The 14,929-nt window shown below is 71.5% G+C and carries 15 protein-coding genes; 7 read left to right on the top strand and 8 right to left on the bottom strand.

Annotation, left to right across the window (positions count from 1 at the left end; all coding sequences use genetic code 11):
- Nucleotides 1–105: 105 nt before the first annotated feature.
- The 3 genes from R2B67_RS08070 (at nucleotide 106) to R2B67_RS08060 (ending at nucleotide 2,968) form a co-directional block, all read left to right on the top strand.
- Entirely contained in the window at nucleotides 106–1,302 is a 1,197-nt protein-coding gene (locus tag R2B67_RS08070) for a glycosyltransferase 87 family protein (protein WP_317817125.1), read from the top strand.
- Nucleotides 1,299–2,429, top strand: a complete 1,131-nt coding sequence (locus R2B67_RS08065) for a glycosyltransferase family 4 protein (protein ID WP_317817124.1) — start codon at nucleotides 1,299–1,301, stop codon at nucleotides 2,427–2,429. Before R2B67_RS08070 ends, R2B67_RS08065 begins: the two co-directional genes overlap by 4 nt.
- Before the next feature lie 83 nt (nucleotides 2,430–2,512).
- Entirely contained in the window at nucleotides 2,513–2,968 is a 456-nt protein-coding gene (locus R2B67_RS08060) for an SRPBCC family protein (RefSeq protein WP_128848210.1), read from the top strand.
- A gap of 82 nt (nucleotides 2,969–3,050) precedes the next feature.
- Here R2B67_RS08060 and R2B67_RS08055 read toward each other — a convergent pair whose 3' ends face one another.
- The 4 genes from R2B67_RS08055 to R2B67_RS08040 form a co-directional block, all read right to left on the bottom strand.
- Nucleotides 3,051–4,211 carry a hypothetical protein gene (locus R2B67_RS08055; protein WP_317817123.1) on the bottom strand — a complete coding sequence of 387 codons (1,161 nt, stop codon included), beginning with the start codon at nucleotides 4,209–4,211 and terminating at the stop codon, nucleotides 3,051–3,053.
- Nucleotides 4,193–4,933: an ABC transporter ATP-binding protein gene (locus R2B67_RS08050; protein ID WP_317817122.1), complete on the bottom strand. Its 741-nt coding sequence runs from the start codon at nucleotides 4,931–4,933 to the stop codon at nucleotides 4,193–4,195. The genes R2B67_RS08055 and R2B67_RS08050 overlap by 19 nt, the downstream gene beginning before the upstream one ends.
- Before the next feature lie 217 nt (nucleotides 4,934–5,150).
- Nucleotides 5,151–6,530: an aspartate aminotransferase family protein gene (locus R2B67_RS08045; protein ID WP_317817121.1), complete on the bottom strand. Its 1,380-nt coding sequence runs from the start codon at nucleotides 6,528–6,530 to the stop codon at nucleotides 5,151–5,153.
- Nucleotides 6,515–7,006 carry an Lrp/AsnC family transcriptional regulator gene (locus R2B67_RS08040; protein WP_012378816.1) on the bottom strand — a complete coding sequence of 164 codons (492 nt, stop codon included), beginning with the start codon at nucleotides 7,004–7,006 and terminating at the stop codon, nucleotides 6,515–6,517. Before R2B67_RS08040 ends, R2B67_RS08045 begins: the two co-directional genes overlap by 16 nt.
- Before the next feature lie 176 nt (nucleotides 7,007–7,182).
- Here R2B67_RS08040 and R2B67_RS08035 point away from each other — a divergent pair, with 176 nt between their 5' ends.
- The 3 genes from R2B67_RS08035 (at nucleotide 7,183) to R2B67_RS08025 (ending at nucleotide 10,544) form a co-directional block, all read left to right on the top strand.
- Nucleotides 7,183–8,622, top strand: coding sequence for a gamma-aminobutyraldehyde dehydrogenase (locus R2B67_RS08035; protein WP_317817120.1), 1,440 nt, complete (start codon nucleotides 7,183–7,185; stop codon nucleotides 8,620–8,622).
- A 164-nt stretch (nucleotides 8,623–8,786) separates the two neighbouring features.
- On the top strand, nucleotides 8,787–9,950 hold the full coding sequence (locus R2B67_RS08030; RefSeq protein WP_317817119.1) for a polyamine ABC transporter substrate-binding protein: 1,164 nt from the start codon (nucleotides 8,787–8,789) through the stop codon (nucleotides 9,948–9,950).
- A 54-nt stretch (nucleotides 9,951–10,004) separates the two neighbouring features.
- Nucleotides 10,005–10,544, top strand: a complete 540-nt coding sequence (locus R2B67_RS08025; RefSeq protein WP_317817118.1) for a hypothetical protein — start codon at nucleotides 10,005–10,007, stop codon at nucleotides 10,542–10,544.
- A gap of 62 nt (nucleotides 10,545–10,606) precedes the next feature.
- Here the strand turns inward: R2B67_RS08025 and R2B67_RS08020 are convergent, their stop codons facing one another.
- From R2B67_RS08020 to R2B67_RS08010, 3 genes are all read right to left on the bottom strand, one after another.
- Entirely contained in the window at nucleotides 10,607–11,413 is an 807-nt protein-coding gene (locus tag R2B67_RS08020) for an SAM-dependent methyltransferase (protein ID WP_317817117.1), read from the bottom strand.
- 60 nt (nucleotides 11,414–11,473) lie between these two features.
- Nucleotides 11,474–12,187: a glycerophosphodiester phosphodiesterase gene (locus tag R2B67_RS08015; RefSeq protein WP_317817116.1), complete on the bottom strand. Its 714-nt coding sequence runs from the start codon at nucleotides 12,185–12,187 to the stop codon at nucleotides 11,474–11,476.
- Nucleotides 12,188–12,280: 93 nt separating this feature from the next.
- Complete coding sequence (locus tag R2B67_RS08010; protein WP_317817115.1) at nucleotides 12,281–13,315, bottom strand: adenosine deaminase; 1,035 nt, start codon at nucleotides 13,313–13,315, stop codon at nucleotides 12,281–12,283.
- A 139-nt stretch (nucleotides 13,316–13,454) separates the two neighbouring features.
- Between R2B67_RS08010 and R2B67_RS08005 the strand changes: the two genes are divergently transcribed.
- On the top strand, nucleotides 13,455–14,150 hold the full coding sequence (locus tag R2B67_RS08005; protein ID WP_317817114.1) for a DUF4190 domain-containing protein: 696 nt from the start codon (nucleotides 13,455–13,457) through the stop codon (nucleotides 14,148–14,150).
- A gap of 97 nt (nucleotides 14,151–14,247) precedes the next feature.
- Here R2B67_RS08005 and R2B67_RS08000 read toward each other — a convergent pair whose 3' ends face one another.
- Nucleotides 14,248–14,796, bottom strand: coding sequence for a riboflavin biosynthesis intermediates N-glycosidase (locus R2B67_RS08000; RefSeq protein ID WP_317817113.1), 549 nt, complete (start codon nucleotides 14,794–14,796; stop codon nucleotides 14,248–14,250).
- Between the last annotated feature and the right edge of the window lie 133 nt (nucleotides 14,797–14,929).

Here is a 14,929-nt window from a genome sequence, read left to right as displayed (position 1 = left end):
GGACCACAGGGCCAATTCGCGGGGCCGTGTCATACCGCGGGTTGAGCCGCAGGACCGCACCGTGGTGTGACGACCTGTCAGCGGCCGGTTCCTAGCCTCGGATCCATGGCGACGACTGCTCTTCCCACCCCTCTTGACCAGCACCGAAGGACCCGCTTCGCGCTGCCCGGCGGTCCCGGGTGGTGGACGTTCTGCGCGGCGGCGTCCCTGGCCCTGGCCGCCTTCACCTCGCTCGGCCCGCACCGCGTCTGGGGCACAGTTGGCGCACTCGGTTACGTGGCCGCCGTCCTCGCCGTACGTGGACGCCCCGCCCTGATCGTGGGCGCGGCCGCCGTCACGGGCGCGGTCGTGCTGCCGCTCGTGGTGCTCCTGGCCGTGGACCGGGCGCAGTTGGAGGTGGAGGTGGTGGCCCGGTCGGCCGCGCTCCTGCTGGCGGACGGCACCCCGTATGCCGCGCACCCCTTGATACCCGAGGACTTCAACCCGTATCTGCCCGGCATGGCGGCCTTCGGGCTCCCGGAAGCGGTGGCCGGGGCCGGGCCGCTCACCGACCCCCGGCTCTGGATGGGCGCGGCCTTCCTCGCCGCGTTCGCGTACGCCCTTCCCACGGGGTCCCGGCGCGAGCCGCTGCTGTGGGTCGCCGCGTGCCCGCTGGTCGCCCTGCCGCTCGCGGTCGGCGGGGTGGACCTGCCGGTGGTCGGCCTGATGTGCCTGGGGCTGGCGGAGGCGGGCCGGGGGAGGGGCGGGCGTGCGGGGCTCTGGCTCGGGCTCGCCGCCGCGCTCAAGTGGACGGCGTGGCCCGCGCTGCCGGGGGCGCTCGCGCTGCTCGCGGCGGGCTCTGCCGGGGACCGTCGCCGGGCCGGCCTGCGCTGCGCGTTCGTCGCTCTCCTCACCGCCGCCGCGCTGGTGCTGCCCGCCGCCTGGCGTGATCCCGGGGCCTTCCACGCCCACGTCATCGCCTTCCCCCTCGGCCTGACCGACACGGTGTCCTCCGCCGCCAGCCCGCTCCCCGGCCATCTGCTGGCCACCCATGTCCCGGGCGGCCGGACCCTGGCCCTGGGGCTGCTCGGGGCCAGTGCCCTCCTGGTCGCCGTCTACCTGCTCGTACGCCCTCCGGCCACGGCCCCGGACGCCGCGCTGCGGCTCGCGGTCGGGCTGCTCCTCGCCATCGCGTTCCTGCCCGCGACCCGGTTCGGGTACCTGGTGCACCCGCTGGTCCTCGCCGTGTGGGCGACCGTGGTCCGGCAACGCCCCGTCGACGCACCTGTGTTCGTACGCATCCAGAAGCAGGCAACACGATGACCCGCCGCCGCACCCTCGTCGTCACCAACGACTTCCCGCCGCGCCAGGGAGGCATCGAGACCTTCGTCTACGCCATGGCCGGACGCTTTCCCGCCGGTTCCGTCGTCGTGTACACCTCCGCCGAACCGGGGGCGGCCGCCCATGACGCCGCGCTGCCCTACCCGGTGGTCCGCGACCCCGCGCGGATGCTGCTGCCGACGCCGCGAACCACCGAGCGGGCCGTGGAGCTGGCCCGGCGCCACGGCTGCGACAGCGTGTGGTTCGGGGCCGCCGCGCCGCTCGGGCTGATGGGCGCGAGGCTCCGGCGCGAGGCCGGGATACGGCGGGCCGTCGCCACGACGCACGGGCACGAGGTGTGGTGGGCCCGTACGCCGGGGGCCAGGGCGCTGCTCCGGCGGATCGGGGACCGTACCGACGCGGTGACCTACCTCGGCGCCGCCACCCGCGCCCCCATCGCCGCAGCGCTCGGCCCGGCCGCCGCCCGCCGGATGGTGCGGCTCGCGCCGGGGGTGGACGCGGAGGCCTTCCGCGTACGGGCCGGGCACCAGGAGATCCGCGAGCGGTACGGGCTGGGCGCGCGGCCGGTGATCCTCTGCGCGGCGCGGCTCGTCCCCCGCAAGGGCCAGGACACCCTGATCCGGGCGCTCCCCGCCGTACGGCGTGCGGTGCCCGGCGCCGTACTCCTGCTGACCGGCGACGGGCCGTACGCGCGCACCCTGCGCCGGCTCGCCGAGGACACCGGGGTGGCGGACCACGTGATCCTCGCCGGTGGGCAGCCGCACGCCGAGATGCCCGGCCACTACGCCGCCGCCGACGTGTTCGCCATGCCGTGCCGGACCCGCAGGAGGGGCCTGGAGGTGGAGGGGCTCGGGATCGTCTTTCTGGAGGCGGCGGCCGCCGGGCTGCCCGTGCTGGTGGGGGACTCGGGCGGTGCGCCCGACGCCGTACGGGACGGGGAGACGGGCCATGTGGTGGACGGCCGGGACGTGGAGGCCGTCGCGGACCGGCTCGTCGGGCTGCTGCGGGACCGGGAAGCCGCCGCAGCGATGGGGGAGAAGGGGCGGGCCTGGGTCCGCGAGGCGTGGGGCAGTGCGTACGCGACGCTGGAGAGGCTGCTGCGCCCCTGACCGGCGTGACAGGACAGGACGGGGCGGGCCGGGCAAGCTGAAGGCGCACCCCGAAGCATGACCACGAGACGAGGACCCCGACCATGAACGGTGGCACCCGCCAGGGCATCGACCTCACCCGTGTGCTGAACGCCCCGCAGCGGCGGGTCTTCGCGGCCTGGACGTCACCGGAGGACTTCGCCGCCTGGTACGGCGGCGAGGCCGAGGTTCCGCTGGACCGGGTGTCGATGGACGTACGGCCGGGCGGGGCGTGGAGCCTGGTCATCGTGATGCCGGGCGTCGAGATGCCGTTCCACGGGGTCTACCGCGAGGTGAGCGAGCCCGACGGTCTCGTCCTCACCCTCAAGGATGGTTCCGCGCCGAAGGAGGCGGAGGGCGAGACCATCACCGTCACCTTTACCGACCTCGGCCACGGAACCACCGAGCTGGCCTTCCAGCAGCGCGGCGGCAACCTCACACCGGAGCAGTACGCGGCGGCCGAGGACGGCTGGGAGGCATTCTTCGACGCGCTCGCCGCCCGCCTCGCCACCCACCCCTGAGCCCCAGCCCGCCACCCATCCTTGAGCCCCCCCGCCCCCCTCGCCACCCACCCCTGAGCCCCCCTGCCCGCCTCGCCGCGGCCTACTTCGCCAGCGGCAGGGCCGCCAGCTCCGCGATCACCCAGGTCAGGGGGGCGAACAGGGCCAGCAGCGCCGCAGCCCGCAGCGCGGTCGCGGCGCGCAGTACGGAAGCGGGGGCGCCCATCCGCAGCAGTGCCTCGGCGGTGTGGGCGCGGGCCTGCTTCGCCTCCAGAGCCGAGGTCAGCAGCGTCGCCACCGTGCACCCGAGGACCACCACCGCACCGAGCGCGGTGAGCGGTCCCCAGGGGCGCTCGTCGCCCCCGTACAGCGCCGACGCGGCGATCACCGCGGCGAACACCGCGCAGACGATCCCGAGCGGGCGGCCGATCCTGCGCGCCTCGTCCATCAGGACCCGGCCCGCCAGCAGCCGTGCGGCACCCGGGCGCACCGCCTGGAGCGCCCGCCCGCACAGATACGTCAGACCGGGACCGGCCACGGCCAGGCCTGCCGCCGCCAGCGTCCAGCCGGCCAGCATCGCCACCGGGGTCGCCTCGAACCGGCCCGGCAACGGGAAAGCACTCCCGGCCGCGTCCCGGGACGCGTACGCCTCGACCGCCAGCCCCAGGGCCACCAGCGCCACGCCCCAGGGGAGGCCGCTCGGCGCCGGGGCGGGCTCCGGCAGCTCCTCGGAGCCGAAGGTGTCCCGCGCCGGGTCGGGCCGCGACCGCAGTGCCACCGCGCTCGCCGTCGCCGAGAGGACCGGTACGAGAGCCAGCAGCATCAGCGCCGCCGCCAGCGGCAACGGAGTGCCCGCCCCGAGGAACTCCGCCGCTCCGCCGTCGAACGGCATCCCGGTCAGATCGCCCCGCAGATGCAGGAAGAACAGCAGCGCCACCATCGAGCCGAGCGTGGTGGAGACGGCCGTCGAGACCGCCGCCAGCACCGAGAGCCGCACCGGGCCGAGGCCCACCGAGGAGAGGCCGGGACGGGGCCGCGTGCTCGGATCCGTACGGGCCACCGCCACGGCGAACATCACGGTGGCGGCGAGCGGAACGAAGCACCACAGCAGCCGCAGCACCGAACCGGCGGACGCGGGGTGCGCGGAGGCGTACCCCAGGGAGCACAGGAGGAGGAAGCCGACACCGGCGGAGGCGGCGGCGACGAGCAGCCGCCGGACCAGGACGAGGGGATGCGTACCGCGGGTCAGACGGAGAGCGAGCACGCCGCGCTGCCCTCCGTATCGGCGGGGACGCCGGGCAGGGCGACGGTGGCGACGCGGCGGCCGTCCAGCAGGGGCACGGTCCGGTCGGCGAGCGCGGCGACCTCGGCGTCATGGGTGGCCAGGACCACCGTGATGCCGTGCGAGCGGGCCGCGGCGGTCAGGGTGCGCAGGAGCTGGGAGCGCTCGGCCCGGTGCAGGGTCGCGGTGGGCTCGTCGGCGAAGAGCACCGTCGGCTGCCCGCACAGGGCCCGGGCGACGGAGACCCGCTGGCGCTCGGCCTGGAGCAGGGCGTGCGGGCGCTTCCTGGCGAGGGCGGCGATGTCCAGGCGCTCCAGCCACTCCGTGGCGGCCTTCTTCGCGACCCGGTGCGAGGCGCCGCGCAGCAGCAGCGGCAGCGCCGCGTTCTCCCAGGTGGTCAGCTCGGGGACGAGCTCCGGATCGGCGCCGATCCAGCCGAACCGTTCCCTCCGCAGCTGCTCGCGCACCCGGGGAGCCATCGTGTGTACGGGGACGCTGTTGAACCAGACCTCGCCCTGCTCGGGCACCAGCCGACCCGACAGGCAGTGCAGCAGGGTGGTCTTCCCGCTGCCGCGCGGGCCGGTCACGGCCAGGATCTCGGCGTCGCGGACGGAGACGGAGACACCGCCGAGACCGGGCGATCCGTTGTGGGAGTGGTGCAGGGAACGCGCCCAGATCACGTCGTTGTCCGGCGGGGCCACCATGGCGTACACCTCGGTTCGGATGAGTTTTCCCGTTCCCCCGTATGGGGGAACGAGGACGCGGCCGATCGGTCACTGGGCACCGTAGATAGTCGGACCGGTGAGTACGCACAGCACACGGCCCGGACGCTCCCCTTCTCACTCGAAAGGGCGCATCCGGGCCGGGTGGACCGTATGAAATGACCTCTGGATGATGATCTTCCAGGGGGCGTGGGGACGGTCAGAGCTTCGTCCACGCCTCCGTCAGCACGGCCCGCAGGATGCCCTCGATCTCGTCGAACGTCGACTGGTCCGAGATCAGCGGCGGCGCGAGCTGGATGACCGGGTCGCCGCGGTCGTCGGCCCGGCAGTAGAGGCCGTTGTCGTACAGCGCCTTGGAGAGGAAGCCGTACAGGACGCGCTCGGTCTCCTCGTCGGTGAACGTCTCCTTGGTGGCCTTGTCCTTCACCAGCTCGATGCCGTAGAAGAAGCCGTTGCCGCGGACGTCGCCGACGATCGGCAGGTCGTGCAGCTTCTGCAGCGTGGTGAGGAAGGCGTTCTCGTTGTCCAGGACGTGCTGCGTGAGGTTCTCGCGCTCGAAGATGTCCAGGTTGGCGAGGCCGACCGCCGCGGAGACCGGGTGGCCGCCGAAGGTGTAGCCGTGCAGGAAGGTGTTGCCGCCCTGGTAGAACGGCTCGGCGACGCGGTCCGAGACGATGCAGGCACCGATCGGGGAGTAGCCGGAGGTCATGCCCTTCGCGCAGGTGATCATGTCCGGCACGTAGCCGAACTTGTCGCAGGCGAAGATCGTGCCGAGGCGGCCGAAGGCGCAGATGACCTCGTCGGAGACGAGCAGCACGTCGTACTGGTCGCAGATCTCGCGGACCCGCTGGAAGTACCCGGGCGGCGGCGGGAAACAGCCGCCCGCGTTCTGCACGGGCTCCAGGAAGACGGCCGCGACGGTCTCGGGGCCCTCGAAGAGGATCTCCTGCTCGATCTGGTCGGCGGCCCAGCGGCCGAAGGCCTCCGGGTCGTCGCCGAAGAGCGGGGCGCGGTAGATGTTGGTGTTCGGCACCTTGTGCGCGCCGGGGACCAGCGGCTCGAAGGGGGCCTTCAGGGCCGGGAGGCCGGTGATGGACAGGGCGCCCTGCGGCGTGCCGTGGTAGGCGACCGCACGCGAGATGACCTTGTACTTGGTCGGCTGGCCCTTGAGCTTGAAGTACTGCTTGGCCAGCTTCCAGGCGGTCTCGACGGCCTCGCCGCCACCGGTGGTGAAGAAGACCTTGTTGAGGTCGCCCGGGGCGTAGTCGGCGAGACGCTCGGCCAGCTCGACGGCCTTCGGGTGGGCGTAGGACCACACCGGGAAGAAGGCGAGCTCCTGGCCCTGCTTGTACGCCGTCTCGGCGAGCTCATGACGACCATGGCCGGCGTTGACCACGAACAGGCCGGAGAGACCGTCCAGGTAGCGCTTGCCCTTGTCGTCGAAGATGTACGTTCCCTCGCCACGCACGATGGTGGGAACGGGCGCGTTCTCGTAGTCCGACATGCGGGTGAAGTGCATCCACAGGTGGTCGTACGCGGTTCGGCTGAGGTCCTTGCTCACGGCTATCGGGTTCCCCACATATAGGTCTGCTTCTTGAGCTTGAGGTAAACAAAGCTCTCGGTGGAGCGCACGCCGGGAAGGGTCCGGATGCGTTTGTTGATCGTCTCCAGCAGGTGGTCGTCGTCCTCGCAGACGATCTCCACCATCAGGTCGAAGGAGCCCGCGGTCATCACCACGTACTCGCACTCGGCCATGGCCGACAGGGCTTCGGCCACCGGGTCGAGGTCGCCCTCGACATTGATGCCGACCATCGCCTGGCGCCGGAAACCCACGGTGAGCGGGTCCGTGACGGCGACGATCTGCATCACGCCTTGGTCGAGCAGCTTCTGGACGCGCTGGCGCACAGCCGCTTCGGAGAGGCCGACGGCCTTGCCGATCGCGGCGTACGGACGCCGCCCGTCCTCCTGGAGCTGCTCGATGATTGCGAGGGAGACGGCATCGACCGCTGGCGGTGATCCGTTCCCGGTCCTGGAGTCTGCGCTGCGACTGGCCACACATCCACTCTGCACCGCACTCGTCTGTCTCGCAACCCCAGATCGATGAAATTCGTTGAGTGAGTGTGGGGAACCGACTGAATCCGAAGCTGGGGGTGGTTGCCTATGTCGAAAGCGTCACCGGAACGATTAGGGTGGGTGTCTCACCCATCGGACAGCCGACAGGAGGGGTGGTCATGACCACCGAGGTGCGCCGTCTGCGCAACTACATCAACGGGGAGTTCCGGGACGCCGCGGACGGGCGGACCATCGATGTGGTCAGCCCGGTGACGGAAGAGGTCTACGCGACCTCGCCGCTCTCCGGCCAGGCCGACGTCGATGCCGCCATGGAAGCCGCCGCGGCCGCCTTCCCGGCCTGGCGCGACACGACGCCCGCCGAGCGCCAGAAGGCCCTGCTGAAGATCGCGGACGCCTTCGAGGAGCGCGCGGAGGACCTGATCGCGGCCGAGTCGGAGAACACCGGCAAGCCGATCGGGCTGACCCGCAGCGAAGAGATCCCGCCGATGGTGGACCAGATCCGCTTCTTCGCGGGCGCCGCCCGTCTCCTGGAGGGCCGCTCGGCCGGCGAGTACATGGAGGGCCTGACCTCCATCGTGCGCCGCGAGCCCGTCGGCGTATGCGCGCAGGTCGCGCCGTGGAACTACCCGATGATGATGGCCGTCTGGAAGTTCGCCCCGGCGCTCGCCGCGGGCAACACCGTCGTGCTCAAGCCGTCCGACACCACCCCGGCGTCGACCGTGCTGATGGCCGAGATCATCGGCCAGATCCTGCCCAAGGGCGTCTTCAACGTCCTGTGCGGCGACCGGGACACCGGCCGCGCGATGGTCGAGCACCCGACCCCGGCGATGGCCTCCATCACCGGTTCCGTCCGGGCCGGCATCCAGGTCGCCGAGTCCGCCGCCAAGGACGTCAAGCGCGTCCACCTGGAGCTGGGCGGCAAGGCGCCCGTCGTGGTCTTCGATGACGCCGACATCGCCAAGACCGTCTCGGGCGTCTCCGAGGCGGGCTTCTTCAACGCGGGCCAGGACTGTACGGCCGCGACCCGCGTCCTGGTCCACGAGTCCATCCACGACGAGTTCGTCACCGCGCTCGCCAAGGCCGCCGCCGACACGAAGACCGGGCAGCCGGACGACGAGGACGTGGCGTACGGCCCGCTCAACAACGCCAACCAGCTGAAGCAGGTCAGCGGCTTCATCGAGCGGCTCCCCGCCCACGCCAAGGTCGAGGCGGGCGGCCACCGGGTCGGCGACAAGGGCTACTTCTACGCCCCGACCGTCGTCTCCGGCCTCAAGCAGGACGACGAGATCATCCAGAACGAGGTCTTCGGGCCCGTCATCACGGTCCAGTCGTTCAGCGACGAGCAGCAGGCCGTCTCGTACGCCAACGGCGTCGACTACGCGCTCGCCTCCTCGGTCTGGACCACCAACCACTCCCGCGCCATGCGCATGTCCAAGAACCTCGACTTCGGCTGCGTGTGGATCAACACCCACATCCCGCTCGTCGCCGAGATGCCGCACGGCGGATTCAAGAAGTCCGGCTACGGCAAGGACCTCTCCGCGTACGGCTTCGAGGACTACACGCGCATCAAGCACGTCATGACGTCCATCGAGGACTGACCGCCGCGCTGTTGAGGTGTACGGCCCCGGGCTCCGCGCCCGGGGCCGTACGCGTATCTGGACAACGTGTGCGGGGCGGGGCCGTCCCGCTGGACGCTTGGTCCATTGTCCGCGTGACCGCCGACGGGCATTCTGCGCGGGTGCGAGCGATCAGGAAGAACCCCATGTCCCGCCGTTCCCTGCTGCGCGCCCTCGGGGCGGGAGCGGCCGGCGCCACCCTGGCCGGCTGCGGGGTGCCCGCGGCCTTCGTCGAGCCGGGGGACCGGGCCGGACACGACAGCTCCGCCACCGACCACACCCTGCACTTCGCCAACTGGCCGCTCTACATCGACACCGACGACGACAACGAGTCGAAGCGGCCCACCCTGGACGCCTTCTCGAAGCGGACCGGGATCTCCGTCACGTACACCGAGGAGATCAACGACAACGACGAGTTCTTCGGGAAGATCAGCCCCGCGCTGATGAACCGCCAGCAGACCGGCCGGGACCTGATCGTCATCAGCGACTGGATGGCGGCCCGCTTCGTCCGGCTCGGCTGGGTCCAGGAGATGGACCGGGCCAAGCAGCCCAACGTGGCCAAGTACCTGGATCCGCAGCTGCGTTCGCCCGCCTTCGACGAGGGGCGGCTCCACAGCGTCCCCTGGCAGTCCGGGATCACCGGCATCGCGTACAACCGGAAGCGGCTCGGCCGCGAGATCCGCTCCACCGGTGACCTGTGGGCGGACGACCTGCGCGGCCGGGTCACGCTGCTCTCCGGCCTCGACGAGTCGTTCGCGCTGCTGATGCAGGGCAACGGCGTCGACATCACCCGCTGGACGTCCGACGACTTCCACGAGATCTGCGAGCAGACGGAGCGCCGGGTCCGCTCCAAGCACATCCGCCGCTTCACCGGCAACGACTACATCAAGGACCTCGCCACCGGCGATGTGCTGGCCTGCCAGGCGTACTCCGGCGATGTCATCCAGCTCCAGGCCGACAACCCCGACATCGAGTTCGTCGTCCCCGAGGAGGGCGCCGAGCTGTGGGCCGAGTCCCTGATGATCCCCAACCTCGCCCGCCACAAGCGCAACGCCGAGCGGCTGATCGACCATTACTACGATCCCGAGATCGCCGCCGAACTCGCCACCTGGGTCAACTACGCCTGCCCGGTCCCCGCCGCCCGTGACATCCTCGCCTCCTCGAAGGACGAGGAGACGGCCGCGCTCGCCGAGGATCCGCTGATCTTCCCCGACGACACGATGCGTCAGCGGCTCGCCATCGCCCGTGACATCACCTCCGAGGAGCGGACGGACTTCGCCAAGAAGTGGAACTCCATCGTCGGCTTGTGAGCCTGTAACAGGGGCGGCGTGAAGAGGGCGTAAAGGCGGGCGTACGCTGCGGATATGAGCGAGCGACACGCCCTCACGCGGCGTATACGCAGGTGGCTGGTCTTCTTAATCGTCTGTCTGGTGCTGAGCGGCATCACGGCCTTCCCGCTCGTCACCGAACTCCGCTGGGCCGAGGACCTCCTGAGCGCCTCCGCCTCCCCGGTCCCCGAACACCTCCCGGGCCTGATGGAGTGGATCACCCGGGTCCGCGAAGGGCTCGACACCATCGAGCGGGACCAGCCCTTCATGCTGTACGGCACCGACTGGCTGGCCTTCGCCCACCTGGTCATCGCCGTCGCCTTCTACGGGCCCTACCGCGACCCGGTCCGCAACATCTGGGTCATCGAGTTCGGCATGATCGCCTGCGCCGGGATCATCCCGCTCGCGCTGATCTGCGGCCCGATCCGGGGCATCCCGTTCTGGTGGTCCGTGATCGACATGTCCTTCGGTGTCTTCGGCGTCATCCCGCTGCTGATCGTGCGGCGCATGATCAAGCGGCTGGAGGCGCTGGAGCAGGCACCGGCCCCTGCGGCTCCCGTCCCGGCGAGCGCCTGAGTCTCACGGCTTCCGGGCCACGACGCCGGGCATCGCGGCTTCCAGGCCACCGAGCCCGGTCATCACGGCTTCCGGGCCACCACGCCGAACTGCGCCACCTCCGGCTCCCGCGGGTTCGTACACCAGCGGGAGCAGGAGACGATCCCCGGTTCCAGCAGGTCCAGCCCGTCCAGGAAGGACGCGACCTCCTCCCGGCTGCGGGCGGTGATCGGCGGGGTGGCGGTCTCGTTCCAGAAGCGCATCGCCGCCTCGTTGCCCTCGCCGCCCAGCTCCAGCGTCGGGTGGGTCAGCACCAGGTGGCTGCCGGACGGGACGGCCGCCATCAGCGTGCGGACGATGGACCTCGCCTCGTCCGTGTCCAGTACGAAGTTGAGGATGCCGAGCATCATCACCGCCACGGGCCGCCCCAGGTCCAGGGTGGGCTCCGCCGCCTTCAGGATCCGCTCCGGGTGGTGCGCGTCGGCGTCGACGTACTCGGTGGCGCCCTCCAGCGAACCGCTGAGCAGGGCTCGCGCATGGGCCAGCACGATCGGATCGTTGTCCACGTAGACGACCCGCGCGTGCGGGGCGGTGTGCTGGGCGATCTCGTGGGTGTTGTCGGCCGTCGGCAGACCGGTGCCGATGTCCAGGAACTGGTCGACGCCCACGTCCCCGGCCAGATGCCGCACCACCCGGCCGAGGAACGCCCGGTCCGCGCGGGCCACTTCACCGATGCTCGGATACATCCCGGTCACCTGGTCACCCACCGCCCGGTCCACCGGGTAGTGGTCCTTGCCGCCCAGCCAGTAGTTCCAGACCCGGGCGTTGTGCGCGACGTCGGAACGTATCCGCGTCAGGGCCTCGGCTGCCTGCGGTCGGCTCTCACTCACGTCTGCTGCTCCTCGGTACCCGTCCGGCTCTTCACGGCACCGACCATCATGCCGGACGGATCAAGAGCCGCTCGGCGTAGGGGAGTTGGACCGCAGCTTGTGCAGGGCGTCGATCCGGTTGGTGGTGATCGAGTCGACGCCCCGCTCGATCAGCCGACGCATCGTGCGCTTGGTGTCGGCCGTCCAGGCGGAGACGAGGAACCCGTCTCGGTGCGCCCGGTCGGCCAGTTCGCGGCTGACGAGCCCGAAGCGGTAGTTCAGCCAGCGCGGCTTCACCGCCTCCAGCAGGACCGGACGCGGCGGGGCGAGCGTGTTCCAGGTCAGCGCGATCTCCGCCGCCGGGTCCACGGCGCGCACCCGCAGCATCGCGTCCGCGCCCGCGCAGTAGTACGCCCGCTCGCCCGCCCCGCACTCCAGGACCGTACCCACGACCTTCTTCACCGAGGCGTCCGTGGAGCCGGGCAGGTCCACCATCACCCGGTGCCCCTCGGTGACGTCCAGCGCCTCGCGCAGCGTCGGCACCCCGCCGCCGGTCAGCTCCAGCACCTCCTGGTGAGTCAGCCGGTCGACGCGCCGGTCATGGCCCCACAGCCGGTCCAGCGTCTCGTCGTGGAGCAGGACGGGCACCCCGTCGCGGGTCACGCGTACGTCGATCTCGACCGCGTCCGCCCCCCGGTCGAGGGCGGAGCGGATCGAGGGCAGCGTGTTCTCGCGGGCCCGGTACGGGTCGCCGCGATGCGCGACGGCGGTGAGGCGGGAGGTGGTGTCGGCCATGGGGCCATTGTGACGACCGGGGTCGGCGGGCGGGGCGCCGGAGGCGGTTTTCCGCGTACGTGTCCGGGTCAGCGGGACGGTTACGTGTCGGGGTCAGCGGGCGGGGCCCCGGAGCCAGTTCGCCGTGTACGTGTCGATCTCCTCGGCCAGCCGGCGCTTGCCGGCCGGGTCCAGGAACGAGGCCTCCACCGCGTTCTTCGCGAGGCCGGCGATGCCCTGCTCGTCCAGCTTCAACAGCCGGGCGGCGACCCCGTACTCGTTGTTCAGGTCGGTGCCGAACATGGGCGGGTCGTCGCTGTTGACGGTGACCAGGACGCCCGCCTGGACCATCTCCCGGATCGGGTGGAGCTCGATGTCGGTGACCGCGCGGGTGGCGATGTTCGACGTCGGGCAGACCTCCAGGGCGATCCGGTGCTCGGCGAGGTGCTCCAGCAGCTTCGGGTCCTGGACGGAGCTGGTGCCGTGGCCGATGCGCTCGGCCCGCAACTCGGTGAGCGCGTCCCAGATGGTCTGCGGTCCGGTGGTCTCCCCGGCATGCGGCACCGAGTGGAGGCCCTCGGCGATGGCCCGGTCGAAGTAGGGCTTGAACTGCGGGCGCTCCACCCCGATCTCCGGCCCGCCGAGCCCGAAGGAGACGAGCCCGTCGGGCCGCCGCTCCACCGCGAGCCGGGCCGTCTCCTCGGCGGCCTGGAGCCCGGCCTCACCCGGGATGTCGAAGCACCAGCGCAGGATGACGCCCAGTTCGGCCTCGGCCGACTTGCGGGCGTCCTCGATGGCCTCCATGAAGGCCACCTCCGGGATGCCGCGCCGGGTCGAGCTGAACGGGGTCACCGTCAGCTCCGCGTACCGGATGTTCTGCCGGGCCATGTCCCGCGCCACCTCGAAGGTGAGCAGGCGGACGTCCTCGGGGGTGCGGATCAGGTCCACCACCGAGAGGTAGACCTCGATGAAGTGCGCGAAGTCGGTGAAGGTGAAGTAGTCGGCCAGCGCCTCCGGGTCCGTGGGGACCTTCGAGTCCGGGTGCCGGGCGGCCAGTTCGGCGACGATCCGGGGCGAGGCGGACCCGACATGGTGGACGTGGAGTTCGGCCTTGGGCAGCCCGGCGATGAAGGGGTGCGGATCGGTCATGTGTCTGTCTCCCACAGTTCGGCGTGTACGTCGGCGGAGCCCCAGGGGTGGTCCCGGCCGGCTGCACCGATCATCGTAGGCGGGGTGAGGCGGCGCGGAACCGGGCCGTAGCATGACGGGACCACGATGGGGGAGGCCCATGTCAGACAACACAGAGCAGCCCGGGGGCGGGGCCGCGCCGCGCGATCCGTGGGCACCGCCGGACAGCAGGGTGGAGCTGGGCAAGCAGGACGCGGCACCGCCGCCGCCCGCCGTCCACGACCAGCAGACCGTGACGTCGATGCCGAGTGCGGGCCCGGCCCCGGAATCCACCGGACCGATACCGTCGGGCGGTGGCTTCGGCCCGCCGCCCTCGGCCGTACCGCCGCCGCCGATCGGCCCGGGCGGCCCCGGCCACCAGCCACCGCCGCCCCCGACCACCGGTCACTACGGCTACCCGGCCCCGCCGGCGCAGCCGTACGGCGGCTACCCGGGCTACGACGCCTACGGCGGCCAGCAGCCGTGGGGGCCGCAGCCCTCGAACGGCCTCGGCACGGCCGCGCTGGTGCTCGGCATCATCTCGATCGTCGGCTTCTGCATGTACGGGGTGAACATCATCCTCGGCATCCTCGCGCTGATCTTCGGCATCATCGGCCTCGGCCGGGCCAAGCGCGGCGAGGCGACCAACCGGGGCATGGCGCTCGCCGGGATCATCACGGGCTCGGTCGGCATCGTGATCGGGTCCGTGCTCCTCGGCTTCATCATCTGGGCCATCGCCAACGGTGACTCCAGCTTCGACGACACCTACGACGACGACCCGTTCGCCACGTCGCTGGTCATCGAGGGCCGGGGCTAGCCACCGGGACGTACCGCATCCGCCGCCCGGTCCGGCAGGGAACCACTCCCCGCCGGACCGGGCGGCGCTGTCGTACCCGGAAGGCATGCGACCCGGTCTAAGCCGCCCGCAGCCGCTCCCGCGCCTCCATCAGCGCGAACCCCAGCAGATTCAGCCCCCGCCACTCCTGCGGCCGCTCCACCCGCTCGTCGTCCGCCGCCAGCCCGATGCCCCAGATCCGGTCCAGCGGGGACGCCTCCACCAGCACCCGGTCGCCCGTGCCCAGCAGATAGCCGGCCAGCTCAGGGCTCTGCCCGAACTTGTGTGTGCTGCCCTCCACGACCAGGGCGAACCGCTCCCGTATCCACACGTCCTCGTCGAAGCCGCGCACCAGCCGCCCCGCCTGCTTCGCCGCCGCCGGGCTGTTCGCCGCCACGGCCGCCCGCTCCGCCTCCGTATCACCGAAGAGGCGGGCCTTGCCGGCCATCATCCAGTGCTCCGCGCTGGCGTAAGCGACCCCGTCCACCGTGAAGGGCGACGGCCACCACTGGCTCAGGCAGCTCGGCCCCAGCCGGCCGTCCGGGCGCGGGCGGTGGCCCCAGAACGGCAGATACTTCACCCGCTTGCCCCGCGCCACGTCCGCCACAAGCTCATCGATCGGTCCCATGGCATGTGAGTGTGGCATCCGCCACTGACACTCCGTACGGGGATTTCCGCACCGACACGACACATGGTCGACAGATTCCGTCGCGTAACCAAAAGGCAACAACGGAATCACTTGTTGGGCCTGGACCCCTCTG

Origin of the sequence: Streptomyces cyaneofuscatus (assembly GCF_033109485.1) — a bacterium.
Taxonomy (GTDB): Bacteria; Actinomycetota; Actinomycetes; order Streptomycetales; family Streptomycetaceae; genus Streptomyces; species Streptomyces cyaneofuscatus.
This window is presented reverse-complemented; position numbering and strand designations above follow the sequence as displayed.